The sequence below is a fragment of the Streptomyces sp. P9(2023) genome, assembly GCF_032436795.1.
Classification (GTDB): domain Bacteria; phylum Actinomycetota; class Actinomycetes; order Streptomycetales; family Streptomycetaceae; genus Streptomyces.
On the sequence record NZ_JAUPWM010000016.1, the window covers coordinates 67235 to 92427 of the forward strand.

The 25193-nt window shown below is 69.9% G+C and carries 25 protein-coding genes and 2 tRNA genes; 13 read left to right on the plus strand and 14 right to left on the minus strand.

Annotated elements, in window-relative coordinates; translation table 11 throughout:
• The first annotated feature begins 173 nt into the window (after positions 1-173).
• Positions 174-656: a MarR family winged helix-turn-helix transcriptional regulator gene (locus Q5762_RS21285; RefSeq protein ID WP_315893772.1), complete on the plus strand. Its 483-nt coding sequence runs from the start codon at positions 174-176 to the stop codon at positions 654-656.
• Positions 657-710: 54 nt separating this feature from the next.
• Here Q5762_RS21285 and Q5762_RS21290 read toward each other — a convergent pair whose 3' ends face one another.
• The 3 genes from Q5762_RS21290 to Q5762_RS21300 form a co-directional block, all read right to left on the minus strand.
• The gene (locus tag Q5762_RS21290) at positions 711-1370 is read right to left on the minus strand and encodes a response regulator transcription factor (RefSeq protein WP_315893773.1); all 660 of its coding nucleotides are present in this window, start codon (positions 1368-1370) and stop codon (positions 711-713) included.
• 39 nt (positions 1371-1409) lie between these two features.
• Positions 1410-3152, minus strand: coding sequence for a sensor histidine kinase (locus Q5762_RS21295; protein WP_399495220.1), 1743 nt, complete (start codon positions 3150-3152; stop codon positions 1410-1412).
• Between the two features lie 135 nt (positions 3153-3287).
• Positions 3288-3374, minus strand: a tRNA-Leu gene (locus tag Q5762_RS21300).
• 487 nt (positions 3375-3861) lie between these two features.
• On the opposite strand from Q5762_RS21300, the gene Q5762_RS21305 reads away from it, so the two are divergent.
• The 8 genes from Q5762_RS21305 (at position 3862) to Q5762_RS21340 (ending at position 13233) form a co-directional block, all read left to right on the plus strand.
• Positions 3862-4749, plus strand: coding sequence for a DUF3662 and FHA domain-containing protein (locus tag Q5762_RS21305; protein ID WP_315893774.1), 888 nt, complete (start codon positions 3862-3864; stop codon positions 4747-4749).
• A 10-nt stretch (positions 4750-4759) separates the two neighbouring features.
• Entirely contained in the window at positions 4760-5281 is a 522-nt protein-coding gene (locus Q5762_RS21310; RefSeq protein ID WP_315893775.1) for an FHA domain-containing protein, read from the plus strand.
• 176 nt (positions 5282-5457) lie between these two features.
• A complete protein-coding gene (locus tag Q5762_RS21315) occupies positions 5458-6969 on the plus strand; it encodes a Stp1/IreP family PP2C-type Ser/Thr phosphatase (protein ID WP_315893776.1) in 1512 nt (503 codons plus the stop codon).
• A gap of 26 nt (positions 6970-6995) precedes the next feature.
• Positions 6996-8405 carry an FtsW/RodA/SpoVE family cell cycle protein gene (locus Q5762_RS21320; protein WP_315893777.1) on the plus strand — a complete coding sequence of 470 codons (1410 nt, stop codon included), beginning with the start codon at positions 6996-6998 and terminating at the stop codon, positions 8403-8405.
• Positions 8402-9868, plus strand: a complete 1467-nt coding sequence (locus Q5762_RS21325) for a penicillin-binding transpeptidase domain-containing protein (protein WP_315893778.1) — start codon at positions 8402-8404, stop codon at positions 9866-9868. Before Q5762_RS21320 ends, Q5762_RS21325 begins: the two co-directional genes overlap by 4 nt.
• 153 nt (positions 9869-10021) lie before the next feature.
• Positions 10022-12040 (plus strand): Stk1 family PASTA domain-containing Ser/Thr kinase, encoded by a 2019-nt coding sequence (gene pknB / locus Q5762_RS21330; RefSeq protein ID WP_315893779.1) that lies wholly within the window; start codon positions 10022-10024, stop codon positions 12038-12040.
• Between the two features lie 180 nt (positions 12041-12220).
• Positions 12221-12871 carry a restriction endonuclease gene (locus tag Q5762_RS21335; RefSeq protein ID WP_315893780.1) on the plus strand — a complete coding sequence of 217 codons (651 nt, stop codon included), beginning with the start codon at positions 12221-12223 and terminating at the stop codon, positions 12869-12871.
• Positions 12850-13233, plus strand: a complete 384-nt coding sequence (locus Q5762_RS21340; RefSeq protein WP_315893781.1) for a restriction endonuclease — start codon at positions 12850-12852, stop codon at positions 13231-13233. The genes Q5762_RS21335 and Q5762_RS21340 overlap by 22 nt, the downstream gene beginning before the upstream one ends.
• 106 nt (positions 13234-13339) lie before the next feature.
• Here Q5762_RS21340 and Q5762_RS21345 read toward each other — a convergent pair whose 3' ends face one another.
• The 6 genes from Q5762_RS21345 to Q5762_RS21370 are packed head-to-tail and all read right to left on the minus strand — an operon-like array spanning position 13340 to position 17574.
• Complete coding sequence (locus Q5762_RS21345) at positions 13340-14014, minus strand: class E sortase (protein ID WP_315893782.1); 675 nt, start codon at positions 14012-14014, stop codon at positions 13340-13342.
• 45 nt (positions 14015-14059) lie between these two features.
• On the minus strand, positions 14060-15235 hold the full coding sequence (locus Q5762_RS21350) for a class E sortase (RefSeq protein ID WP_315893783.1): 1176 nt from the start codon (positions 15233-15235) through the stop codon (positions 14060-14062).
• A complete protein-coding gene (locus Q5762_RS21355) occupies positions 15232-15870 on the minus strand; it encodes an aminodeoxychorismate/anthranilate synthase component II (RefSeq protein WP_315893784.1) in 639 nt (212 codons plus the stop codon). The genes Q5762_RS21350 and Q5762_RS21355 overlap by 4 nt, the downstream gene beginning before the upstream one ends.
• Positions 15867-16037 carry a hypothetical protein gene (locus tag Q5762_RS21360; protein ID WP_315893836.1) on the minus strand — a complete coding sequence of 57 codons (171 nt, stop codon included), beginning with the start codon at positions 16035-16037 and terminating at the stop codon, positions 15867-15869. Before Q5762_RS21360 ends, Q5762_RS21355 begins: the two co-directional genes overlap by 4 nt.
• 55 nt (positions 16038-16092) lie before the next feature.
• On the minus strand, positions 16093-16764 hold the full coding sequence (locus Q5762_RS21365) for a class E sortase (RefSeq protein WP_315893785.1): 672 nt from the start codon (positions 16762-16764) through the stop codon (positions 16093-16095).
• Positions 16765-16806: 42 nt separating this feature from the next.
• Positions 16807-17574 (minus strand): DUF881 domain-containing protein, encoded by a 768-nt coding sequence (locus tag Q5762_RS21370; RefSeq protein WP_315893786.1) that lies wholly within the window; start codon positions 17572-17574, stop codon positions 16807-16809.
• Between the two features lie 151 nt (positions 17575-17725).
• Here Q5762_RS21370 and crgA point away from each other — a divergent pair, with 151 nt between their 5' ends.
• Positions 17726-17980: a cell division protein CrgA gene (gene crgA / locus Q5762_RS21375; protein ID WP_315893787.1), complete on the plus strand. Its 255-nt coding sequence runs from the start codon at positions 17726-17728 to the stop codon at positions 17978-17980.
• Between the two features lie 253 nt (positions 17981-18233).
• Here crgA and Q5762_RS21380 read toward each other — a convergent pair whose 3' ends face one another.
• Together Q5762_RS21380 and Q5762_RS21385 are read right to left on the minus strand one after the other, a co-directional pair.
• Positions 18234-19100 carry a rhomboid family intramembrane serine protease gene (locus Q5762_RS21380; RefSeq protein WP_315893788.1) on the minus strand — a complete coding sequence of 289 codons (867 nt, stop codon included), beginning with the start codon at positions 19098-19100 and terminating at the stop codon, positions 18234-18236.
• 209 nt (positions 19101-19309) lie between these two features.
• Entirely contained in the window at positions 19310-19837 is a 528-nt protein-coding gene (locus Q5762_RS21385) for a peptidylprolyl isomerase (RefSeq protein ID WP_315893789.1), read from the minus strand.
• Positions 19838-20014: 177 nt separating this feature from the next.
• Between Q5762_RS21385 and Q5762_RS21390 the strand changes: the two genes are divergently transcribed.
• Entirely contained in the window at positions 20015-20785 is a 771-nt protein-coding gene (locus Q5762_RS21390; protein ID WP_315893790.1) for a DUF5324 family protein, read from the plus strand.
• Positions 20786-20944: 159 nt separating this feature from the next.
• Here the strand turns inward: Q5762_RS21390 and Q5762_RS21395 are convergent, their stop codons facing one another.
• Positions 20945-21325 (minus strand): DUF6344 domain-containing protein, encoded by a 381-nt coding sequence (locus Q5762_RS21395; protein WP_315893791.1) that lies wholly within the window; start codon positions 21323-21325, stop codon positions 20945-20947.
• Positions 21326-21682: 357 nt separating this feature from the next.
• Positions 21683-21755: transfer RNA gene (locus Q5762_RS21400), tRNA-Ala, on the minus strand.
• A 130-nt stretch (positions 21756-21885) separates the two neighbouring features.
• Between Q5762_RS21400 and Q5762_RS21405 the strand changes: the two genes are divergently transcribed.
• Positions 21886-22434: a DNA-binding protein gene (locus Q5762_RS21405; protein WP_315893792.1), complete on the plus strand. Its 549-nt coding sequence runs from the start codon at positions 21886-21888 to the stop codon at positions 22432-22434.
• 67 nt (positions 22435-22501) lie between these two features.
• Entirely contained in the window at positions 22502-23791 is a 1290-nt protein-coding gene (locus Q5762_RS21410) for a serine/threonine-protein kinase (protein WP_315893793.1), read from the plus strand.
• Positions 23792-23807: 16 nt separating this feature from the next.
• On the opposite strand, the gene Q5762_RS21415 is transcribed toward Q5762_RS21410, so the two are convergent.
• A complete protein-coding gene (locus Q5762_RS21415; RefSeq protein WP_399495224.1) occupies positions 23808-25181 on the minus strand; it encodes a hypothetical protein in 1374 nt (457 codons plus the stop codon).
• Positions 25182-25193 lie beyond the last annotated feature (12 nt).

Genomic DNA, 25193 nt, shown 5'->3' on the forward strand with positions numbered 1-25193 from the left:
TGCCGCAGCGCACCCGCCGACGCCGTTCCGGTTGCCTGTGCGGACACGGCAGACACAGCAGAGCCTCCATGGTTGGCTTTTACAACTAAAGAACCGTTGTACTCTACAACTGAACTGGTGGTGAGCCAACCGGGACCACACCCCACACCACCGGTCACCCGAGGGAGCGCACCATGACCGACGGCGACGGCCCGCGCGAAGTCTCCGTCGACACCATCCAGCGGGAGCTGACGGCCTTCGCCCGCCGCGCCCGCGCCGCGGCGGCCCGGCTCCACCCCGATCTGCCGCTCGTGTCGTACACACTGCTCGCTCATATCGACGACCAGCACGGGTGCCGGGCCACCGACCTCGCCGCCCACTACCTGCTGGACAAGTCGACGGTCAGCCGGCAGATCGGCGGCCTGGAGAAGCTCGGCCTGGTCGAGCGCAGGCCCGATCCGGAGGACCACCGGGTCCAGGTCCTGCACCCCACGGACGCGGGCACCCGCGTCCTCGCCGCCACCCAGGCGAGCCGTCGCGCCGCCTACCAGGAGCGCCTCAAGGACTGGTCGGCCGACGACCTCGCCCGGTTCGCCGCCTACCTGCTCCGCTACAACGCCGCCGGCACGGCAGGCTTCCCGGACTCCCCGCCGCCCGCCCCGACAGAGCAGGCCTAGCGCCGCAGGCCGCGGACCGCAAGGCCCCCGGGCCGCCATCCCGCCCGGGCAGGCCTAGAGTCCGGCGTCGCGCGCCAGCAGCGCCGCCTGCACCCGGTTCTCGCACCCCAGCTTCGCCAGGATCCGACTGACGTACGTCTTCACGGTGGCCTCGCTCATGTGCAGGCGCCGTCCGGCGTCCGCGTTGGAAAGCCCCTCGCCGAGCAGGGCGAGCACCTCGCGCTCCTTCTCGCTGAGCGCCGCCACCCGCCCCCTGGCCTGCTCGGCTCGCGCGACCTCACGGCCCGAGGCCAGCTGCTCCACCACGTGACGGGTGGCTGCGGGCGAGAGATACGCGTCACCCGCCGCCGCTGCCCGCACCGCGCGGATCAGCTCGGCGGGCGCCGTGTCCTTCAGCAGGAATCCGGCGCCCCCGTGCTCCAGGGCCCGCAGCACGTTCTCCCGCTCGCCGAACGTCGTCAGCACGATCACCCGCGTCGAGGGCGCCGCCCGACGCAGTTCCGGCAGCGCGGACAGCCCGTCGAGCACCGGCATCTGGATGTCGAGCAGCACCACGTCGGCGGCGTGCGCCCGCACCCGCTCGATCGCCTCCCGGCCGTTCGCCGCCTCCGCGACGACCTGGATGTCCTCGTCCGAGGTGAGGATCATCCGGATCCCGGCCCTGATCAGCGGCTCGTCATCGGCGATCACGACCCTGATGCGCTGCCCTGCCACAGCTACTCCCCCACGGCTACCGGTTCGGGCGGGTCAGCGCTAGCGCGTGACCTCGTACGACTTCTTCTCGACCAGCTTGCCGTCCTTGAAGCAGAACCGGAAAACGGGCTCCGTCTCCAGGCCCTCCCCCATCTCGGAGGACATCAGCACCAGGCACTTCGCCCCCTCGGGCTCCGCCGGCCCCTTGCCGTGCAGTCCCGTGGTGGTGATGGTGTCGCCGGACGGCAGCTGGTCGCGGACCTCCTGCTCGGCCGATCCGACCGATATCGCGTCGTACTCGGCCGGCTCGATCATGCCCTTCTCCATGGCACCGACCAGGAAGTAGAGGCCGAAGCCCCCCGCCACCAGGAGCAGCACCACTGCCGCGAACGCGATCCCGCATCCCAGCGCGACCCCGCCGCCCGTGACCCTGTCCCCGCGCATCGCCATCGCCAGCTCCCGTTCCATGAACGTCCAGTCGGCCTGCCCGACCGGGACCGCCCCACGGTGGCCCACCGGGAACTTCGGCGACTGCTGCCGGAAGTCGTCCGCGGCATCGACCAAAGGCGCTGCTTCCACCACCCCGTACGGCAGCATCCCGGCGACCCGGAACCCGCCGCCGTCCACCGGCCCCGCGTGGACGATGCCGCCGACGAGCCGGGCCCGCTCGTGCAGCCCGGTCAGCCCCTGCCCCCCGCTCACCACGTCTCCCGGCGACTCCCCGGCCGCCGCGTTGACGATCTCCACGACCAGGGAGTCCGGCTCGTACCGCACCTCCACGCCGATGGGCGCACCCGGCGCGTGCTTGTAGGCGTTCGTCAGCGCCTCCTGCACGATCCGGTACGCGGCGTGGTCGGCGGCCGGCGGCAGCGGCCGGTGCTCCCCGCGCCGCCGCAGCTCCACCCGGTTCCCGGCGGCGCGCGCCGCCTCGACGAGCCCCTCGATACCGGCGGCCCCCCGCGCCGCCCGCCCCGAGGCGTCGCCGGCCCCCGCCGGCAGGGCCGCGGTCTCCGTCCCCACCCCGCTGCCGTCACGCAGGATGCCGACGACCTCCCGCAGCTCGTGCATCGCGGTCACCGAGGCGTTGCGGAGCACGCCCACCGCCTCCCGCTGGCGGTCGGTCAGCTCGCGGTCGACCTCCAGGGCGCCGGTGTGGACCGCCATGAGGGCGAGCTGGTGCCCGAGGCTGTCGTGCATGTCCTGGGCGATCCGCTGCCGCTCCATGAGCCGCGCCTGCCGGACCACCATCGCGCGTTCACGCAGCAGCTGGGCGTTGCCCTCCTGCAGGGCGTGCAGCAGGGTCCTGCGCTGTGTCCAGTACCGGTTGGCGAGGCCGGGGGCGAGGGTCGTCGCCAGGAAGTAGAGCGTGGACATGAAGACGACGGTCAGCATCCGGTGCAGGTCCCACGTCTCGACCAGGCTCGCCGCGGTGTTCAGTACGTACGCGGCGGTGTAGGCGATGAGCGCCCGCCCGGCCCCGGCGATGTACCGCCCCGACGACCAGCCGACGAGGATCAACAGCACGATGAAGCCCGGCACGACGGGTGCGAGGCCTCCCGTGACGATGAGCACAGCCACGGGCAGCCGCCGGCGCAGCAGCGAGAGCACGGCGGCCGCCGAGGCGACGGCCGCGAGCCGCCACCCCTCGCCGCCGAGCAGTTCCTCGGTGCCGGCGGCGAGCAGTCCCAGCACGACGGCGAGCACCAGCTCGCCGGCGGTCCTGCGCCGCGACCACATCGAGGGCACCGCGAACCAGTCCCACCCCGCGCCGATCCCGGCCCTGATCTTCGAAGTCGCGTCCACGCCCGCACCCTAGGCAGCGGCCCGCCCCACCCGCCGCTCTCTTTAGTCGCACCCCACCACGACGAACGTCGCGAGTCTCACATCTGGTCGACAACGCGGAAGCCCCGTAGGTCGATGACCTACGGGGCTTCCGTCTGGTGCGCGAGGGGGGAGTTGAACCCCCACGCCCTTGCGGGCACTGGAACCTGAATCCAGCGCGTCTGCCTATTCCGCCACCCGCGCATTGGGTGTGCCCCGGGCTCCCTCACCTTTCGGTGTGAGCGCCTGGCGACATCTGAAGATTAGCACGTCGCAGACCGTGGATTCACATCCGTTGTTTGGCCCCCGCCCCGAGCGAACAGGGACAGGAAGGGACAGGAACAGAGGTGGAGACGGAGACCACAAGGACAGAAGGAGGGACGCCGGAGGAGACGTCGGCGGAGCCGGCGGAAGAGACGCCGGCAGAGGCGAAGAGACGGAGAAATGGAGACGAACGACCCCACGGGTAACGGGAGGAACAGGACGGACCACCCCCGCCGTCGCGCCCCACTCCTCCTGCTCGCTCCCCGGGTGCGGGACACTGTCCAGAGTCCGCCTCTACGATCCGTGGGGAAGGCCTGTGAGAGGTGACACTCGTCCACAGGGCAGAGAAGGGGAACCAGCCGATTTCCCGACGCGTGGATACGATCAGTAAGCAGTACCAGGACGACAACGACGGAGGAGGTGCCCCATGGGAGTCCTGAAGCGTTTCGAACAGCGGCTCGAAGGTCTGGTCAACGGCACCTTCGCCAAGGTCTTCAAGTCCGAGGTCCAGCCCGTCGAGATCGCGGGCGCTCTCCAGCGCGAGTGCGACAACAACGCGACGATCTGGAACCGCGAGCGGACCGTCGTCCCCAACGACTTCATCGTCGATCTGAGCACGCCGGACTTCGAGCGCCTCAGCCCGTACTCGGGTCAGCTCGGCGACGAGCTCGCCGGCCTGGTCCGGGACTACGCGAAGCAGCAGCGGTACACCTTCATGGGCCCGATCAAGGTCCACCTGGAGAAGGCCGACGACCTCGACACCGGTCTGTACCGGGTGCGCAGCCGCACCCTGGCATCGAGTTCGTCACAGCAGCAGTCCTCCGCCGCCGGCCCTCAGCAGGGTCACGCGCCGGGCGGCTACGGCTACCCTCCGGTCGGCGCCCCCCCGATGCCCGCGGCCCCGCCGCCGGGCGCCGGCGGCGCGCAGCGCCCCGGCCAGGCCCCGGGCCAGCCCGGCCACGCACCCGGCCAGGCGCCCGCCGCCGGCCGTCCCACGGCCGGCGGCCCCGGCCCCATGCCTGCCTCCGGCGCCCAGGTGCGCCGGTGGATCGAGATCAACGGCACCCGCCATCAGATCTCCCGCCCGACCCTGGTCCTTGGCCGCAGCACCGACGCGGACGTGAGGATCGACGATCCCGGCGTCTCCCGCCGGCACTGCGAGATCCGGACCGGAACGCCCTCGACGATCCAGGATCTCGGATCCACCAACGGCATCGTGGTGGACGGGCAGCACACCACCCGCGCTACGCTCCGCGACGGCTCGCGGATCGTCGTGGGTAGTACCACCATCGTTTACCGGCAAGCCGAAGGGTGAAGCGGGGGCAATGTCAGAGCTGACCCTGACGGTCATGCGGTTGGGTTTCCTGGCCGTTCTGTGGCTGTTCGTGATCGTGGCCGTCCAGGTCATTCGCAGCGACCTGTTCGGCACGCGTGTCACGCAGCGCGGTTCGCGCCGCCAGGACGCCCGGCCGCAGCAGAACGCACGCCAGGCGGCCTCGCCGCCGCAGCAGCGTGGACAGCAGAGCGGGGGCGGCGGCCGTCAGCGCCGCGGCGCCCCGACGAAGCTCGTCGTCTCCGAGGGGACGCTGACCGGCACGACGGTCGCCCTGCAGGGGCAGACCGTCACGCTGGGCCGCGCCCACGACTCGACGATCGTGCTGGACGACGACTACGCGTCCAGCAGGCACGCAAGGATCTACCCGGACCGGGACGGCCAGTGGATCGTCGAGGATCTCGGGTCCACCAACGGCACGTATCTCGACCGGACCCGACTCACCACCGCCACACCGATTCCGCTGGGCGCGCCGATCCGCATCGGCAAGACCGTCATCGAGCTGCGGAAGTAGTGCTACGTCATGTATGAGTGCGAGCGGAGCGAGCGGGCCGAGGCGGTCCCCACGACGGACCGCGCGGCGGACCGTCAGGACCGTGCCGCGTACCGGCACGGGCTCCCGACCGGAGGGTGGGCAGTGTGGCTCGAGACCGGCTGTACCCCGAGGCGGCGTCGACAGGGCAGGTGCGCATGAGCCTGTCACTGCGCTTCGCCGCCGGGTCGCACAAGGGCATGATCCGCGAGGGCAACGAGGACTCCGGCTACGCCGGCCCGCGGCTGCTCGCCATCGCCGACGGCATGGGCGGCCAGGCCGCCGGTGAGGTCGCCTCCTCCGAGGTGATCTCCACCCTCGTCACCCTCGACGACGACGTGCCCAGCTCGGACATCCTCACCTCGCTCGGTGCCGCGGTGCAGCGCGCCAACGACCAGCTGCGGCTGATGGTCGAGGAGGACCCCCAGCTGGAGGGCATGGGCACCACGCTCACCGCCCTGCTGTGGACGGGCCAGCGGCTCGGTCTCGTGCATGTCGGCGACTCCCGCGCGTACCTGCTGCGCGACGGGGTGCTGACGCAGATCACGCAGGACCACACCTGGGTGCAGCGGCTCGTCGACGAGGGCCGGATCACCGAGGAAGAGGCCACGACCCACCCGCAGCGCTCGCTCCTGATGCGCGCGCTCGGCAGCGGCGACCACGTCGAGCCGGATCTGTCGATCCGTGAGGTCCGGGCCGGCGACCGCTATCTGATCTGTTCCGACGGGCTGTCCGGAGTCGTCTCCCACCAGACGATGGAGGACACCCTCGCCAGCTACCAGGGCCCGCAGGAGACCGTGCAGGAGCTGATCCAGCTCGCGCTGCGCGGCGGCGGCCCGGACAACATCACGGTGATCGTCGCCGACGTCCTCGACGTCGACGGCGGGGACACCCTCGCCGGGCAGCTCAGCGACACCCCCGTCATCGTCGGGGCGGTCGCCGAGAACCAGGTGCAGCAGTCCGACGGCGGGGCGATGCAGACGCCGGCCGGCCGGGCCTCCGGGCTCGGCCGCACCGGACCGCACCAGCAGCCCTCCGGCGGGCAGCAGCCGCAGGGCTTCGGCCCGCCCGGCAGCGGCGACGACCACGGCTACGGCGGGATGCCGCAGCAGGGCTCGTTCGGGCAGTACACGGACGAGGACTTCGACAAGTACGAGAAGTTCGAGAAGCCCCGCACCGGCCTGAAGTGGCTGAAGCGGATCTTCTTCCTGGCCCTGGCGGTCGGCGTGGTCGGCGGCGGTCTGTACGGCGGCTACCGCTGGACGCAGACGCAGTACTACGTCGGCGCCAAGGACCAGCACGTCGCGCTCTACCGGGGCATCAGCCAGGACCTGGCGTGGGTCTCGCTCTCCGACGTGGAGAACGACTACCCGGCGATCGAACTCAAGTACCTTCCGGAATACCAGCGGAAGCAGGTCGAGGAGACCATCGCCGGCGGCAGCCTCGGCAAGGCCGAGACGAAGGTCGCGGAGCTCGCCGCGCAGGCCTCGGCCTGCAAGAAGACCGAGCAGCGCCGCGAGGCCGCCGAGAAGGCTGCCGACCAGGCGAGCAAGCCGCCCGCCGACGGATCGACCCCGACCGACTCCAAGCCCACCACAGCCGCTCCCTCCCCGGGCCCCACCCTCACGGAGGACGAGCAGAAGCTGGCCTCGAACTGCGGCAAGCAGTAAGCACCCGTAGGGGGCCTTTCACCACCATGAGCGTTGTCACCAACACGACCACCATCGGCGCGATCGAGGCGCCGAGCCGCCGCAACACCGAGCTGGCACTGCTCGGGTTCGCCGTCGTCATCCCGGTCTTCGCGTACCTCAACGTCGGCCTGGCGATCGACGGCGAGGTGCCCTCCGGCATGCTCGGCTACGGCCTCGGCCTCGGCCTGCTCGCCGCCGTCGCGCACCTCGTCGTACGCAAGTTCGCGCCGTACGCCGACCCGCTGCTGCTGCCGCTGGCGACGCTGCTGAACGGGATGGGTCTGGTGCTGATCTGGCGCCTGGACCAGTCGCCGCGCATCATCGCCCGGTACAAGACCTTCAGCCCCGACGCCCCGAACCAGATGCTGTACTCGGCGATCGCCATCGCGATGTTCGTCGGCGTGCTGCTGCTCCTGAAGGACCACCGGGTCCTGCAGCGCTACACGTACATCTCGATGGTCGCGGCGCTCGTCCTCCTGCTGCTGCCGCTGGTCCCGGGCCTCGGCGCGGACGTCTTCGGCGCCAAGATCTGGATCCGCGTCGGCGGCTTCTCCATCCAGCCCGGTGAGTTCGCCAAGATCGTCCTGGCGGTCTTCTTCTCCGGCTACCTCATGGTGAAACGCGACGCACTGGCCCTGGCCAGCCGCCGCTTCATGGGCCTCTACCTGCCCCGCGGCCGTGACCTCGGCCCGATCCTGACGATCTGGGCCGTCAGCCTCCTCATCCTGATCTTCGAGAACGACCTCGGCACGTCGCTGCTGTTCTTCGGCATGTTCGTGATCATGCTGTACGTGGCGACGGAGCGGACCAGCTGGATCGTCATGGGTCTGCTGATGTCCGTCGCCGGCGCTGTCGGTGTCGCCTCCTTCGCCGGCCACGTCCAGGCCCGTGTCGATGCCTGGGCCGACCCCTTCGCCTGCGCCACCGAAGTCCCCGCCTGCGACCAGATGTCCCAGGTGCTGATGTCCTTCGGCTCCGGCGGAATCCTCGGTACCGGCCTCGGCCAGGGCAACTCCGACCTGATCGGCTTCGCCGCCAACTCCGACTTCATCTTCGCCACCGTCGGCGAGGAGCTGGGTCTGACCGGCGTCATGGCCTTCCTGCTGCTGTACGGCCTGATCATCGAGCGCGGTGTCCGCACCTCCCTCGCCGCCCGGGACCCGTTCGGCAAGCTGCTCGCCATGGGCCTCTCGGGCGCGTTCGCGCTGCAGATTTTCGTCGTCGCCGGCGGTGTGATGGGGCTCATCCCGCTGACCGGTATGACGATGCCGTTCCTCGCGTACGGCGGTTCGTCCGTGATCGCCAACTGGGCCCTGATCGGCATCCTGATCCGGATCAGTGACACCGCCCGCCGCCCGGCACCCGCCCCCGCACCGTCCCCCGACGCCGAGATGACCCAGGTGGTCCGTCCGTGAACAAGCCCCTGCGCCGGGTCGCGATCTTCTGCGGCCTGCTGGTCCTCGCCCTGCTGATCCGGGACAACTGGCTGCAGTACGTCCGCGCCGACGAGCTGAACGCGCACCCGCGCAACAAGCGGGTGCAGATCGAGCGGTACGCCAACGAGCGCGGCAACATCATCGTGGACGGCAAGCCGATCACGCGCTCGGTCGACTCCCAGGACCCGTACTACCGCTTCAAGCGCACGTACACCGACGGCCCGATGTGGGCGCCGGTGACCGGGTACGCCTCGCAGGCGTACGACGCCAACCAGATCGAGAAGATCGAGGACGGCGTCCTCACCGGCAACGACGACCGGCTCTTCTTCGACCGCACCCTGTCGATGTTCACGGGAGAGAAGAAGAAGGGCGGCAACGTCGTCACGACGCTGAACGGCGCCGCCCAGAAGGCCGCCTTCGAGGGCCTCGGCAAGAAGACGGGCGCGGTCGTCGCCATCGAGCCGGGGACGGGCAAGATCCTCGCGCTCGCCTCCACCCCCTCGTACGACCCCTCGACCTTCGCCGGCTACTCGGCCAAGGACGAGAATGCCTGGGTCGGCCTGGAGAAGGACAAGAGCAAGCCGAAGCTCAACCGCGCGCTGCGCGAGATCTACCCGCCCGGCTCCGTCTTCAAGGTCGTCACGGCGGCCGCCGCGCTGGAGAACGGCAAGGTCACCGACATCAACGCGCCGACGGACACGCCGGAGCCGTACAAGATCCCGCTCTCCAGTCAGAACATGATCAACCAGCAGGGCGGGTGTGAGAACGTCAGCCTGAAGAAGGCGCTGGAAGTCTCCTGCAACTCCGTCTTCGCCAAGCTCGGCGACGACGTCGGCCGGGACAAGATGGTCGAGACGGCCGAGAAGTTCGGTTTCAACGCCGAGCAGTTCACCCCGGTCCGCTCCGCCGCCTCCGTCTACGACAAGAAGGCCGACCGCGGCGGAAACGCGCTCTCCTCCATCGGCCAGTTCAACACCGCGACCACGCCGCTCCAGATGGCCATGGTCACGGCCGCGATCGCCAACGACGGCAAGCTGATGAAGCCGTACATGATCGACAAACTCGAGTCCCCGAACGTCGACGTGATCAAGCAGAACGAGCCCGAGGAGATGAGCCGCCCGGTCTCCCAGGAGAACGCGCAGAAGCTCCAGCAGATGATGGAGAACGTCGTCGAGAACGGCACCGGCCGCAAGGCCGACCTGAACATGGACGGCGTGAAGGTCGGCGGCAAAACGGGTACCGCCCAGCACGGCGAGAAGAACGCCAAGCGTCCCTACGCCTGGTTCATCTCCTACGCCAAGACCGACCAGGGCTCCCCGGTCGCCGTCGCCGTCATCGTCGAGGACTCCGAAGGAACGAGCCGCGAGGACATCTCCGGTGGCGGCCTCGCCGCCCCGATCGCCAAGGCCGTGATGAAGGCGGTAGTGAAGAGCAAGAGCTGACCTTGCGGCCTGGCACCGGCCAGGTACCGGTCAGGTATCAGGTGGCGGTCACGGGCGGATCGCCCTCCCGTGGCCGGTAGCCTTTGCGCGAACAGCACACCGCCGGACCACACACGGGTGCGGTCGGGACAGACGGAGAGGGCTGGATCAGTTATGGAAGAGCCGCGTCGCCTCGGCGGCCGGTACGAGCTGGGCTCGGTGCTCGGCCGTGGTGGCATGGCAGAGGTCTACCTCGCCCACGACACCCGGCTCGGCCGCACCGTCGCCGTGAAGACGCTGCGGGCCGACCTCGCCCGCGACCCGTCCTTCCAGGCCCGGTTCCGCCGTGAGGCCCAGTCGGCCGCCTCGCTCAACCACCCGGCGATCGTCGCTGTCTACGACACCGGCGAAGACATGGTGTACGACAACGGCTCCGGCGGAGGCTCCGGGGTCTCCATCCCGTACATCGTGATGGAGTACGTCGACGGCTCGACCCTTCGCGAGCTGCTGCACTCCGGGCGCAAGCTGCTGCCCGAGCGCACGCTCGAGATGACGGTCGGCATCCTCCAGGCGCTGGAGTACTCGCACCGGGCCGGCATCGTGCACCGCGACATCAAGCCGGCGAACGTCATGCTGACGCGCACCGGCCAGGTCAAGGTCATGGACTTCGGCATCGCGCGCGCCATGGGCGACGCGGGCATGACCATGACACAGACCGCCGCGGTCATCGGCACCGCCCAGTACCTCTCCCCGGAGCAGGCCAAGGGCGAGCAGGTCGACGCCCGCTCCGACCTGTACTCCACCGGCTGCCTGCTCTACGAGCTGCTGACCGTCCGGCCGCCGTTCATCGGCGACTCCCCGGTCGCGGTCGCGTACCAGCACGTACGGGAAGAACCCCAGGCGCCCAGCAACTTCGACCCCGAGATCACGCCCTCGATGGACGCCATCGTCCTGAAGGCACTGGTCAAGGACCCCGACTACCGCTACCAGTCCGCCGACGAGATGCGCGCCGACATCGAGGCCTGCCTCGACGGCCAGCCCGTCGCGGCAGCGGCCGCGATGGGCGCGGCGGCGTACGGCGGCGGTTACGGCAACGGCTACGGCGGCTACGCCCCGGACGACCAGCCGACAACCGCCCTGCGCCAGACCGACCCGGCCGGCCAGACCTCCATGCTCCCGCCGATCAACCCGGACGACGGCGGCTACGGCTACGACGACCGCCCGGACCGCCGCCGCCAGAAGAAGTCGAACACCTCGACGATCCTGCTGGCCCTCGCGGGCATCCTGGTGCTGGTCGGCGCGATCCTCATCGGCCGCTCGATCTTCAACACAGAGGAGACTCCGCAGGAGGTGACGATCCCCTCCATGGTGGGTCACACCCTCCAGGAGGCCGAAGGCATCGCGACGAACGCCCAGGTGAAGGTCGCCCAGTCGGGCTCCGAGCGGTGCGACCAGCCGAAGGGCAAAATCTGCAAGCAGACGCCCGCGGCGGACAACACCTCGAAGATGGCCATCGGCGAGACGATCTCGGTGGTCGTCTCCGAGGGCGCGCCGCAGATCGAGGTCCCGGACGTGCTGGAGAAGTCCCAGGACAGCGCGGAGCAGCTGCTCAAGGACAAGGGCTTCAAGGTCGTCGTCAAGCAGGAGGAGTCCCAGGAGGACCCGGGCACGGTCCTGGAGCAGAGCCCGAAGGGCGGCGCCAAGGCGGAGCAGAACTCCGAGGTCACGATCACGGTGGCCAAGCAGGAGAAGTCGCAGCTCCCGGACGTCACCGGCCGTAACGTCGACCAGGCCATCCAGGACCTGAAGACGCTCGGCTTCGAGAACGTCGGCCGCCAGGACGAGGACTCGCAGCAGCCGGCCGGCACGGTCCTCGGGATGACCCCGAACGGCAACACCAGCCAGCCGAAGGACGTCCAGATCACGCTGAGGGTCTCGAAGGGCCCGCAGCAGACGCAGACGACGATCCCGGCCGGCCTCGCGGGCAAGAAGTTCGAGGAAGTGAAGCAGCAGCTCGAGGCCCTGGGCCTGGTGGTGCAGCAGCAGGGCTCGGACAAGAACGACGCGACGGTCCTCGGCACGAACCCGGCGGAGAACAGCCCGGTCACCGCCGGGCAGACGGTCATCGTCTACACGGCGGGCGGCGGCGGAAACAACGGCGGGAACGACGGCGGCGGCGGCTTCTTCGACTAGCCGCACCGACGCGCCACACACGGAGCCCCGGCATCCTCCTGGATGCCGGGGCTCCGTGCATATGCGGACCTGTGGCACAAGCTCTCGATATCCGATCGTGTCTTCATATGTCCCGACTCGTTGGCAGGGTGGGGTGGGGACCCTGCCTTGCCCCGACGATCTCCCAGGAGGGGCAGAAACGTGATCAACGAAGTGGTGTTGCTGGAGTCGAGGGCGATGCGCGCGGGCGTCGCCGAACGGACCGAGGTTCTGGACAGGGTCAAGGCGCTGTCACTGCTGCCGGACGGCATGCATGTGACGACGGCGATGGTCGCGGCGTACTTCGCAGTGGGCATCACCGCGATTCGCTCGCTCATTGCAGACCATCGAGACGAGTTGGAAGCCAACGGCTATCGCGTTTTGACAGGTACAGAACTGAGTTCCTTCAAGGAACTCAGTTACATTCCGTCACAGGCTCCGTCGCTCGCCTTGTTCTCGCGGCAGACCGTACTCAACGTCGCCATGCTGCTCCGGGACAGCGAAGTCGCACGTCAGGTGCGTAGGTACCTCCTCGACATGGAGTACATGGCACGCACGCGGGAGCCTGTGGATAACTCGACGGAGAGTGGCAGTGCGTCACTGTCTGACCAGATCGACGAGCGCATCACCCACATCCTCGGCAAGACCGTCGTTCCGATGTTCAACGCCCTCATCGAGACGGCGGGTGAGCACCGGCGAGAACTCATCTCCCTCCGCCAGGACGTCGAGAGGATCGAGCGCAAACTCTCCGACCACGCCCCCCCCAGGGCCCCCGTCCCTACACCGGGATCATGGCGTCCATCGACGGCATGAACTGGCGCGAGTTCGAGCACCACGTCGCCATCCTGCTGCGGCGCGACGGCTGTACCGACATCGTCGTCCACGGCGGGCCCGGAGACCGGGGTGTGGACATCACCGGGCAGACCGCCGACGGCCGCCGGATCGTCGTGCAGTGCAAGAACTTCGCGCCCTACCGGCCCGTGTGGAGCGCCGAGATGCAGAAGTTCCTCGGGGCCTCGTTCGTCCAGCACCAGGCCGATCTGGCCCTCTTCGTCGCCTCGACGACCTTCAGCCCGGACGCCCGGGCCATCGCCGACGAGCACGGGGTGACCGTCGTGGACCGCGCGGCCCTGGAGAAGTGGAGCGCCGGGGTGGCGCTTCCGGTCCTCCTGTAGTCGAGCCACGACAAGGCCCGAAGTCGCAAGGAGAAGTTGCGGCTTCGGGCCTCGGTCATTTTAGGACCTCAGACTGAGCTCCTTAAAGGAGCTCAGTTACAGTCAGTCACCCCAGCTCCGCCGGTGGCGTCCGCGCCCCGTCCACCTTCTCCGTGCGGACCAGCTCGCCCCACACGATGTACCGGAAGTCCGACGTGTACATCGGTGTGCACGTCGTCAGCGTGATGTAGCGGCCCGGCTTCGACTTGCCCGATTCCTTCGGGACCGGCTGGAGGACGTCCACGTTGAACTTCGTCGTCTCGGGGAGAGTCTTGTAGACCTTGTAGACGTACCAGGTGTCCTTCGACTCGAAGACGATCGAGTCGCCGTTCTTCAACTTGTGGATGTTGTGGAACTTCGCACCGTGCCCGTCGCGGTGCGCCGCGAGCGTGAAGTTGCCCTGCTTGTCCTGCGGGAGGGCCGACTTGATCGGGTCGAGGTAGTAGCCGGCGACACCGTTGTTCAGCGTCTTGCTGTCGGTGCCCTTCTTGACGAGTATCTCGCCGTCGCCCATCTTCGGGACGTGCAGGAAGCCGATGCCGTCCTTTGTGTCCAGGGCGCCGGGGCCGGACGCCCAGCGGTCGCGGACCTGGTCGCCCTCCTTGTCGGCGGCCCGGTCGGCCAGGACGTTCGTCCACCACAGCGAGTAGACGACGAAGAGGCCGAGCACCAGGCCCGCGGTGATGAGGAGTTCACCGAAGACACTGACGACTCCGGCGATCCATTTGCGCGCACGTGCCACTGCGTCGTCCCGTCCTGAGGTGTGGGTCGTGAGTTCCGTAGGGACTCAGCCTACGAGCGCGTCCGGTTTCCCCTTGCTGCGCGGGCGTTCCTCGACCATCTTGCCCCACACGATCATGCGGTACGTACTGGTGAATTCGGGCGTACAGGTCGTCAGTGTGATGTAGCGCCCGGGCTCCTTGAAGCCGGACTGCTTCGGCACCGGATCGATCACCGAGACGTTCGACGGCGCCGTCTGCGGCAGGATGCTCGCCATCTCGTACGTGTAGTAGGCGTCCTGGGTCTCGACGACGATCGGGTCCCCGGGCGTCAACTGGTTGATGTACCGGAACGGTTCGCCGTGCGTGTTGCGGTGTCCGGCCACCGCGAAGTTGCCCTGCTTGTCGCCGGGCATCGCCGTCTTCAGGCTGCCCTCGCTGTAGTGGCCCACCATGCCCCGGTCCAGGACCTTGGGCTTGCTGATGCCCTCGGCGACGGGGACGACGACGTCCAGCTTGGGGATATACATGATCGCGAAGCCCTCTCCGGGCTCGAACGCGCCCGGTGCGCGGCCCTTGGACCAGGCGTCCTCGATCTGCCCCTTGGCCTGGTTCGCCTGCTGATCGGCCCGTACGTTCGTCCACCACACCTGGTACGCGACGAACAGCAGCATCACGACGCCGAAGGTGATGAACAGCTCGCCCACGACCCGGCTGGCGACGACACCGACGCTGTCCTTCGCGGCGCGCGCCGCACGCCGGGCCTCGACGCGGGACATCGGCGCGGCGGCGGTCACGGAGCTTCCGGAGGCGTCCGCGTCCGCCGCGGACGGCGGGCCTCCACGGCGGCCGCCTCTCCCCTTGCCCTTGGCGGCCCGCCGGCGTTCGGCCCTGCCGGGGCCCGCAAGCGGCGCCACGGGCGTCTCCGCCGTCCCGGACGGCTCCACGGACCGCAGGGCCATCGTCTCGTCCCGAGGCTCGTACGGGGCCTCGTAGGGGGCCTCGTAGGGCTCAGACGCCTCGTACGGGCTCTCGGGGACCGGTACGGCCTCCGAGAGCCCGGGCTCCGGTATCGGCTCGTACGCGTACTCCTGCTGGTACGGGTACGCCGCCGTCTCCTCGTACCCGGGCTGCTCATACCCCGGCTGCTCGTACCCCGGTATCGCCTCCGCCTGCGGCGGAACAGACTCCTGCTCCCCGTCCGGCTGGTTCGTCGCCCGGAACCACGGCGACCCCGCCGTCACGCGACAGCCTTGCCCACCACCGGCGCGAGCCCCGCCGACCGGCCCACCGCCCCCTTGTCGCCGCACCGCTCCAGCCAGTTGGCGAGCATCAGGTGGCCGTGCTCCGTGAGCACCGACTCGGGGTGGAACTGCACACCCTCGACGTCCCGTTCGCGGTGGCGCAGGCCCATGATGATGCCGTCCTCCGTGCGGGCCGTGACCTCCAGCTCCGCGGGCAGCGCCGCGGGCTCGGCGGCCAGCGAGTGGTACCGCGTCGCCGTGAACGGCGACGGCAGGCCCGCGAAGACGCCCTGGCCCTCGTGCGTGACGAGCGAGGTCTTGCCGTGCAGCAGCTCGGGGGCGCGGTCGACGACACCGCCGTACGCCACGGCCATCGACTGCATGCCCAGGCAGACCCCGAAGACCGGCACCCCGGTCGCGGCGCAGTGGCGCACCATGTCGATGCAGACACCGGCCTGTTCGGGCGCGCCCGGGCCGGGCGAGAGCAGGACGCCGTCGAAGCCGTCCTGGGCGTGGCTCAGCTCGACCTCGTCGTTGCGCAGCACCTCGCACTCGGCGCCGAGCTGGTAGAGGTACTGGACGAGGTTGAAGACGAAGCTGTCGTAGTTGTCGACGACGAGAATCCGCGCGCTCACTGGCCGTCCACCGTCACATTGTTGAACGGAAGCAGCGGCTCCGCCCAGGGGAACACGTACTGGAAGAGGGCGTACACGACCCCCAGGACCAGCGCGAGCGAGATGACGCCCCGGACCCACGCGTTGCCCGGCAGATGCCGCCAGATCCAGCCGTACATGACGTTCACTGCCCCTTCCGATCGGTACGGGGACCAGAGTACGGGGCGAAGGATCGTCGAGGGGTCACCCTGCCAAAGCCGGCGGCTTGCCGTCCGTCACAGGCTGGGTGGCGTCGAGGTGCGCCCAGGCGATCAGCCGGTGGCTGCTGCCCCACTCCGGCTCGCAGGTGGTGAGGGTCAGATAGCGGCCCGGACCGTCGAAGCCGGACTTGCGCGGCACGGGGTCGACCACGCCGACGTCGGTGGGGACGGTCCGGTACGGGGCGCGCTCGATGCGGTACGTGAACCAGGTCGTGCCGTCGGTGAGGACGACCGCGTCACCCGGCCGCAGCCGGGGGAAGTCCTTGAACGGATCTCCGTACGTCCGCCGGTGGCCCGCCACGGAGAAGTTGCCGGTCTCGCCCAGGCGGGCGGTGGCGGGGTAGTGGCCGAGGCCCTTCTTCAGGACGTCGGGGGCCGTGCCCTCCAGGACGGGCCACTCCCAGTCCCTGCCGAGCCGGGGGATGTACATGACGGCGATGCCCCGGCCGGTCGTGTACGGCTCGGGGGCCGGCGGAGCCGCGGTGGTGTCGGCCACCGGCCGGTCCACCCAGTCCCGTTCCAGGGTGTCGATCTGCCCGGCCGTCGCGCTCTGCGCCTGGACGCCGGTCCAGTACACGACGTACACGACGAAGAGGACGATCACGGCCCCGACGGTGATGCACAGCTCGCTGAACGTCCTGACGATCAGCCGCATCCGAACCCCCAGGCGTCAGCTCCGTCAGCTCCGTCGGCCCCGTCAGCTCACCGGCTTCGCGTATTGGAGATCCACTGTGCCCGAGTAGCCGGGAAGAGTCACCGCCTTGTGCTCGTCCACTTTCCAGCCGAGGCCGTAGGCCTTCACGTACAGCTGGTAGTTCTCCAAGGCCGGCGAGTCGGCGAGCGCCTTGGCCAGCTTCCCCCGGTCCCCCACGGCGGTGATCTTGTACGGGGGCGAGTAGACGCGGCCCTGGAGGATCAGGGTGTTGCCCACACAGCGCACGGCGCTGGTCGAGATGAGCCGCTGGTCCATGACCTTGATGCCCTGGGCGCCACCCTGCCAGAGCGCGTTCACGACCGCCTGGAGGTCCTGCTGGTGGATGACGAGGTCGTTGGCCTGCGGCTCGGGGTAGCCGGGGGCGGCCTGGGCGTTCGGCGGGGCGTCGTTGAGGGTGACCGTCAGGCCCGCCCCGGACGTCTCGGTGGTCCCGGCGGCCGTCTCCAGGGCGCGCAGCCGCGCGTCCTCGGCGCTCGTGGAGCCGTCGTCGCGGGCGGCGAGGGCGTCGACCTGGTCGCGCAGGGCGGCGGTGGACTCGTCCAGACCGGCGTTCTTGTGGCTGCGCTCCTGGATCAGGTCGGAGAGCCTGAGCAGGGAGGCGTCGGTCCGGATGTTGGTGCCCTTGGCGGTGTTGAAGCTGGTCACGAAGATCAGCCCGGCCAGCGCGAAAACGGCAGCTGTCAGCACCCGGACGGGGCGCCACCTGGAGGGTCGGCCCGGCCCGGGGGAAGAGTCGGCAGAATTGCTCAACGTACCCTGATCCCCTTCGGTGCCGTGGAAGCACTACGCTAACGGACGCCCGGGGGACGCAGTGGTCCTCCTACGTCACCCAGCCGTCCCACCCCGGCGCCAGCCACAGTTCCCTGCGCGGTCACGCAGCGCATCGACAGGAGAGTCCCTCGTGCCGAAGTCACGTATCCGCAAGAAGGCCGACTTCACGCCCCCGCCCGCCAAGCAGGCCACCAACATCAAGCTGACCAACCGCAGCTGGGTGGCACCGCTGATGCTGGCGCTGTTCCTCATCGGGCTCGTGTGGATCGTCGTCTTCTACGTCACCGACGGCTCGCTGCCGGTGAAGTCCCTCAACAACTGGAACATCGTGGTGGGCTTCGGCTTCATCGCGGCCGGGTTCGGCGTCTCCACACAGTGGAAGTAGCGGGCGCCCACAGCGCCCGTCAAGCCTTGCCCATCACTTATCCACAGCGTTGTGCACAGCACTGGATAACTTACGACGATCTGTGGATAACTCCAGGGTAGGTTGACGCCGGTGTGACCGCGGCACCGTCGCCCCGCACCCACCCCGCCCCTCGCTCCCGCTGGGAAAGCCCAGCTCAGGAGCGAGGGGCGGAGTCGTTCCGCACGAGGTGCACAAGATCCACCACGCACTGTGGATAACTCTGGGGAAAGCTTTACGTGAGCGTGGCCGAGCGGGCCAGGACCATGCCCAGATCGATCAGGAGCACCAGTCCACAGGCGCCGTACTGGACGAGATTCCGCCGGGCCTTCGGCGCGTGCAGGAGTCCGTAGGCCACCAGGGCGCCGCCGACGAGACCGCCGATGTGCGCCTCCCAGGAGATCCCGGGCCTGGTGAAGGTCAGCAGCAGCGACAGGGCGACGAAGAGGGCCACCGGTCTCATGTCGTACCGCTGCCGCCGGGTGAGCACCGCCCAGGCGCCGATCAGCCCGAAGACGACGCCCGAGGCGCCCAGCGAGGCCTGGTTCGGCGCGGCCACCACATAGGCGAGGGCGGAGCCGGACAGTCCGGAGAGCAGACAGAGCGTGGCGAACCGGATCCGGCCGAGCTCCGGTTCGACGATGCCGCCGATGACCCAGAGTCCCAGCATGTTGAAGACGAAGTGGGCGACCTCCTGGTGGAGGACGGTCGAGGTCAGCAGCCGGTACCACTCACCGTCCGCGACCCCCACCACCTCGCCGAGCGGCGGGCTGAAGGCGTAACCGATCAGCGTCAGCTCGTCCACGAGCCGGTCGCCGGCCACCTGGACGGCGATGAAGAGGGCGAGGTTGATCGCGATGAGGATCTTGGTGACGAGGCGCCCGTCCGACGCGACCCGGCCGCCGGCGAGCGTACGAGGCTGGTTGGCGTCGGGCGCGTGGCCGGTGCCGGAGCCGTTCCGTACACAGTCCGGGCACTGGAAGCCGACGGACGCCGAGATCATGCACTGGGGGCAGATCGGCTTGTCGCAGCGGGTGCAGCGGATGCCTGTCTCGACGTCCGGATGGCGGTAACAGCGCGGCGGGCCGGACTGCGGCTCCATGGAGTCCCTCCCGAGGAGATGGGGCGACGAGGCAGCGCCCCGCCTTCCTGATACGGACGGGCGGGGCGGAAAGGTTCCCTTACGGAACGGGCTGTGCGGACGGGCTGTACGGAACGGGCCGCCCGGTCAGCGGGTCTCGGCCCCGGGTCAGCAGGTCTCGGCCCCCGGTCAGCGGGTCTCGACCCCGGGTCAGCAGGTCTCGACCCCGGTCAGCGGGTCTCGACGACGACCGACTCCAGGACGATGTCGTTCAGCGGCCGCTTGGTGTTCGGGTTGACCGGCGCCGCCGCGATCGCGTCGACGACCTTCCTGCTCTCCGCGCCGGCGACCTCGCCGAAGATCGTGTGCTTGCGGTTCAGCCAGGTCGTGGCGCCGACCGTGATGAAGAACTGGGAGCCGTTGGTGCCCGGTCCCGCGTTGGCCATGGCCAGCAGGTAGGGGCGGTCGAAGAAGAGCTCGGGGTGGAACTCGTCGGCGAACTCGTAGCCCGGCCCGCCCGTGCCGTTCCCCAGCGGGTCCCCGCCCTGGATCATGAAGCCCTCGATGACCCGGTGGAAGACGGTGCCGTCGTACAGCCGGTCCGCGGCGACCTTGCCGGTGGTCGGGTTCGTCCACTCCCGCTCACCCTGGGCGAGTTCGGTGAAGTTCCTGACCGTCTTCGGGGCGTGGTTCGGCAGCAGCCGAATCTCGATGTCGCCCTGGCTGGTCCTGAGGGTGGCGTAGAGCTGCTCGGCCACGGTCCGCCTTCCGTAAGTCCCACTGTTCTCCGCTGACGCGCATCGCATCCTCGCACGGAAGAGTCGTGGCCATGCCCCGGATGCCCGCCCCGCATGCCGGACCGCGATCGGGCAGGCATGATTTCGAAAAGGGTGGAAAGGCGAAAAACCGACACCGCCACCGAGTAGGAGGATCCCGTGACCCGGATGGACAGCGTGCGCGCCGCGACCGATTCGGCCAAGGACAGCGTGCTGCACGCCGCGGAAGTGGTGGCGCCCTATGCAGACACGGCCAAGGAGCAGGCCGCGCAGTATGCCGGCACGGCCAAGGACCAGGCCGCGCGCTATGCGCACGAGGCACGGGTCCGGCTCGCGCCGAAGGTCTCACAGGCCGCTCAGCAGGCCCGTAAGCAAGCTCGTGTGCAGTACGACTGCCATGTCGCACCGCATGTACCGCCGCGGGTCGACGACGCCGCGCATCGCGCCGCGCGGGTGACCCGCAAGGCCGCCCGTCAGGCGGCCGACTACACCGTGCCGCGTGTCGAGCAGGCGGTCGCGGCTACCGGTCCCGTTCTGGACGAGGCCGGATCACGCTCGGTGGCCGCCTGGGCCGCGCTGCGCGGACAGGTGACACCGAAGGAGATCGAGAAGCTCGTGCGCAAGCACGAGCGTCGTGCCAAGGCCGGACGTGTCGCCGCGGGACTCGCGGTCCTGGGCGTGGTGGCCGCCGGCGTCTTCTGTGCGTGGAAGTGGTGGGACAAGCAGGCCAACCCGGACTGGCTGGTCGAACCGCCCGCTCCTACCGAGGTCGATGAGGCCGTTTCGGAACCGTCGTCCCGGACCTCGCCGCTGTCGTCCGTCGACGGCAGTGGTGCTCTCGATCCCGAGGTGGAGGCCAAGGAGGCCGAAGCCACGACCGAGGCCGAATCCGAAACCGAGGTGGACACGGATCGCGACGAGCGTCGCTGACCGTGGGTGCCTCCGCGTTCGGACGGCGTACTGCGAGGGCGTACTGCCATGACGTACGGACCGCCATGACGTACGGACCGCGATGACGTACGGACCGCGATGACGTTCCGCGATGGCGGTGGACGTGGGGAGGAGTGAAGCGACTCGACTCCCCGCGCCCTACGCCGCCGCGGCGAGCGCCAGGTCCGACAGCTCCGTCTGGTCCGTGAGCGCGGTCTCGGTCGGGGCGTCGGCGCGCAGGTGGCGTACGGAGGGCGAGGAGTTGTGCGCCTCGGCGCCGATGCGCTGCTTGATCGTGGGCGGCAGCGAGCGCTCGCGGACCGTGGTGGGCCACTGGTACGCCGCCCGTTGTGCCGGTACGGAGACGGTGGCGGCACGCGCTCCGGTGGCGGCGGCGGACGCGGCGGCCGGCTCCTCCGGCTGCTGGACGGCGGGAGCCTGCGCGGCGGTGGCGGTGGACGCCAGGCCGACGGAGGCGAGCAGGGCGAAGAGTACGGAGATGAAGGCGGTCCAGAACTGCTTGACCTTGGCGGTGGCCATGGCCCCTCACTTTCGTGACGTTGCTTCTGTGATGTTCTCGGATGGTTCATTTCGGATTGCGCGCTTTTCGTACCTTCCTCATGATGGGGACGCGGATCCGGATTTCCCGGAGCGACGCCGCCACCGCGCAGTTCTTCCGATGAACACCACACGTCCGGCCCAATGCGCGCCGCGGGACGGGAGCCTGCGCGCGGGCCGACCCGGCGCACCGCGGGCCCGGTGAGTCCCCGGATCACCAGCAGCGCCCCACCCGGGTGGCAGCGCGGGCGGGACTCGGCCGTGCCGCCCCGGCACCCCGGAACACACAAAGAGCCCCTCCGGCCTGCGTTTCCGCAGGTCGGAGGGGCTCTTGTCCGGTGGAGCCTAGGGGAGTCGAACCCCTGACATCTGCCATGCAAAGACAGCGCTCTACCAACTGAGCTAAGGCCCCGGAACGAGAACAGAGTACCGGGTCACCCCCTCATTCCCGCAAAAGGATTGGGACTCCCGGTGGACGACCACGCTCCGTAAGATGCTGATCGTGGGTTCGCAGTGGCGAACCTAAGGGATGGGGAGAAGTAATGGACGCAGTGCAGCAAGAAGCCACGGCTAGAGCCCGGGAGCTTCAGCGCAGTTGGTACGGAGAGCCGCTGGGGGCGCTCTTCCGTCGGCTGATCGACGACCTCGGCCTGAATCAGGCCCGACTCGCGGCTGTGCTCGGCCTGTCCGCACCCATGCTCTCCCAATTGATGAGCGGCCAGCGGGCCAAGATCGGCAACCCGGCCGTCGTCCAGCGCGTCCAGGCCCTGCAGGAGCTCGCGGGTCAGGTCGCCGACGGCAGCATCAGCGCTGCCGAGGCCACCGACCGCATGGACGTGATCAAGAAGTCCCAGGGCGGCTCGGTGCTCACCGGCACCGCCCAGACCACCACCAGCTCGGGCGCGCCGACCGTCCGCCGGGTGGTCCGCGAGATCCAGTCGCTGTTGCGCTCCGTAGCGGCGGCCGGCGACATCATCGATGCGGCCGACTCTCTCGCCCCCGCCCACCCGGAACTGGCAGAGTTCCTCCGGGTGTACGGCGCCGGACGCACCGCGGACGCGGTCGCCCACTACGAGTCGCACCAGAACTGACGCGGAGCAGCCGGTCCGGCAGCCACGGCCGGACCGACGAGGAACGACGGGGAGCGGGCGCAGCGCAATGGGTGAGGTCTTCGCTGGTCGGTACGAGCTGATCGACCCGATCGGACGGGGTGGCGTAGGCGCGGTCTGGCGTGCTTGGGACCACCGGCGCCGCCGCTATGTGGCGGCCAAGGTGCTCCAGCAGAGCGACGCCCACACGCTGCTCCGCTTCGTGCGGGAGCAGGCGCTCCGGATCGACCACCCGCATGTCCTCGCCCCGGCCAGCTGGGCCGCGGACGACGACAAGGTCCTGTTCACCATGGATCTGGTGGCCGGCGGGTCGCTGGCGCACGTCATCGGCGACTACGGGCCGCTGCCGCCGCGCTTCGTCTGCACCCTGTTGGACCAGCTGCTCTCCGGACTTGCCGCGGTGCACGCGGAGGGGGTCGTGCACCGCGACATCAAGCCGGCGAACATCCTGCTCGACGTCACCGGAACCGGGCGGCCGCATCTGCGGCTGTCCGATTTCGGCATCTCCATGCGCAAGGGCGAGCCCCGCCTGACGGAGACCAACTACGTGGTGGGGACGCCCGGTTACTTCGCGCCCGAGCAGATGCTCGGCGCGGAGCCGGACTTCCCGGCCGACCTCTTCGCGGTCGGTCTGGTGGCGCTCTATCTGCTCCGGGGCCAGAAGCCGGACTCCCGCGCGCTGATCGAGTACTTCATGACGCACGGGACGCCCGGGGCCCCGGAGGGGATCCCCGAGCCGCTGTGGCAGATCCTCGCCGGCCTGCTCCAGCCCGACCCGCAGGCCCGCTTCAAGACGGCCACGGGTGTGCGCAAGGCGCTGACCACGGCGGTCGAGATGCTGCCCGAGCCGCGGCCTGGCGAGGAGCCGGTCGAGGTCTTCGACCAGATCGGCCCGCTGCCCGCCGGCTTCGGCCCGAACGGCCCGGAGACCCCGGCCCCGAAGGCCCCGGCCCCGGCCCCGGCTCCGCAGGACACGGCCCCACAGGCTCCGGCCGTCCCCGTGGACGTACCGCCACAGCCCCAGCAGCCGGTTCCGAGCCCTTCCGAGACGGGCAGCTTCCACCTGCCCCCGCCGCCCCCGCAGCCGGTCGTCGCCGCCTCCACGCCGCCGCAGGGCTTGGCCCAGGCGCCCACGGCCGGGGTGTCGTACCCACCGGCTTCCACTCGGCAGTACACCGCTCAGGCCGGACAGGTTCCCGCCCAGGCTGCGCCATCCGCCCCGGCCTCGGCCTCGGCCCCGGCAAGGCGACCGGGACCGCCCCCGAAGGTGGCGATCCCGGTCCTGTTCGTCGCGCTGATCTGCTTCGCCGTCGGCATCTGGGCGCTCACCCAGGCCTGACCGGCAGCGGCCCCCGCTACCAGCCCGTCGGCGGCCCGAACTGCGGCGGACCGCCCGGCGGACCCCCCGGACCGCCCGGCGAACTGCCCGGCGGTACCGCCGGCTCCGCCTCGCGGGCCGCCTGTCGCCGCCCCGCGAGGGTCCACACGCCGAGCCCGACGACCAGCACCGTTCCGGCGCCGATGCCGGCCGCCGCGACCAGGACCATGCTGTCGTCCGTCCCCGCCTCGGCCCCGCTCGCACCGCTGGCGGCCGCGTCCCGGTCGTCGGCGGTCACCTTGAAGGGGCCTGCGTCACCGTCGTACGCGGGTCCCGGCTTCGCCGTGCCGGTCACGTTCACCCGCAGGGTCAGCGGCACCGGCTTGTCCCCGTACTCCTTGACGATCTCGGGGCTGAGCGTGGCCGACAGGTAGTACCAGCCCGCGAACCGCAGGGCGTTGGTGTAGCTGTTGGAGGAGTAACGGTTCTCGAAGGCGACCGGCCGGTGCGGGTCGAGCGCCAGCGTCGCCGGCTTGCCGTCGTAGCTGACGGTGTTCTGGTCGACGTGGCCGCGGGCCGGGTTGTCGAGCGAGAGCACCAGCGCGTTGGGGACGTAGCCGGTGGCGCCGGTCGGGCTGCTGCCGAGCTCCGCCGTGGCGAAGACCTGCTGCCCCCAGTCGACGGGCACCCGGTAGAACAGGGTCTGCCCGGGCTTGATGTCGGCGCGCCACTCGCCCTGCCGCAGTGAGGTGGCGTCGTGGAAGCCCGTACCGCCCTGGCGCTTCTGCGGCCCGCCGGCCGGCGGCGGGGGCGAGGAGGAGGGCCAGTTCTCGGGCAGTTCGGTGGGGCCGGTCTTCTTCACGCCCGGCTCGGGGACGTACCGGATCTCCAGGTCCCAGTCGTCGGGGGTGGAGACGGCCTTCGTGGTCCGCTCGACGAGGACGTAGTACGCGCCCGCCTGCTGGCAGGAGGAGCTGTCCGGCTCGATCGTGCGGTGGGCGTACGCGGTGATGGGCCGGGTGAACGTGGCCGACTCGAACGAGGAGTCCTGGTAGCCGCACTGCGTGCCGGAGCCGTCCTGCAGGGTCACCTTGATGCCGTCGCCGTACTCCGCCTTGCCGCCGGGCTTCGGTACGGCGACCACCGAGACGTACGCGTTCTGCCTGTCGTCGAGGTCGACCCGGTAGTAGAGCTTGCCGTCCTTCTTGATGGCGTCCCGGTAGCTCTGACCCGCCTTCAACTGCCGTGCGTCCAGGCTGGAGGCGGCGCCCTTGACCTGCTGGGCGTCATCGTCGAACCCGTACGGGTTCTCACCGGCCGCCCACGCCGTGCCGGGCAGCACCGCGGCCGTGAACACGGCCGCGCACACCGTCGCGCCCAGCGCCGCCGCCAGGCCCCGGCCCGAGCCCATGCCCCGGCCAAT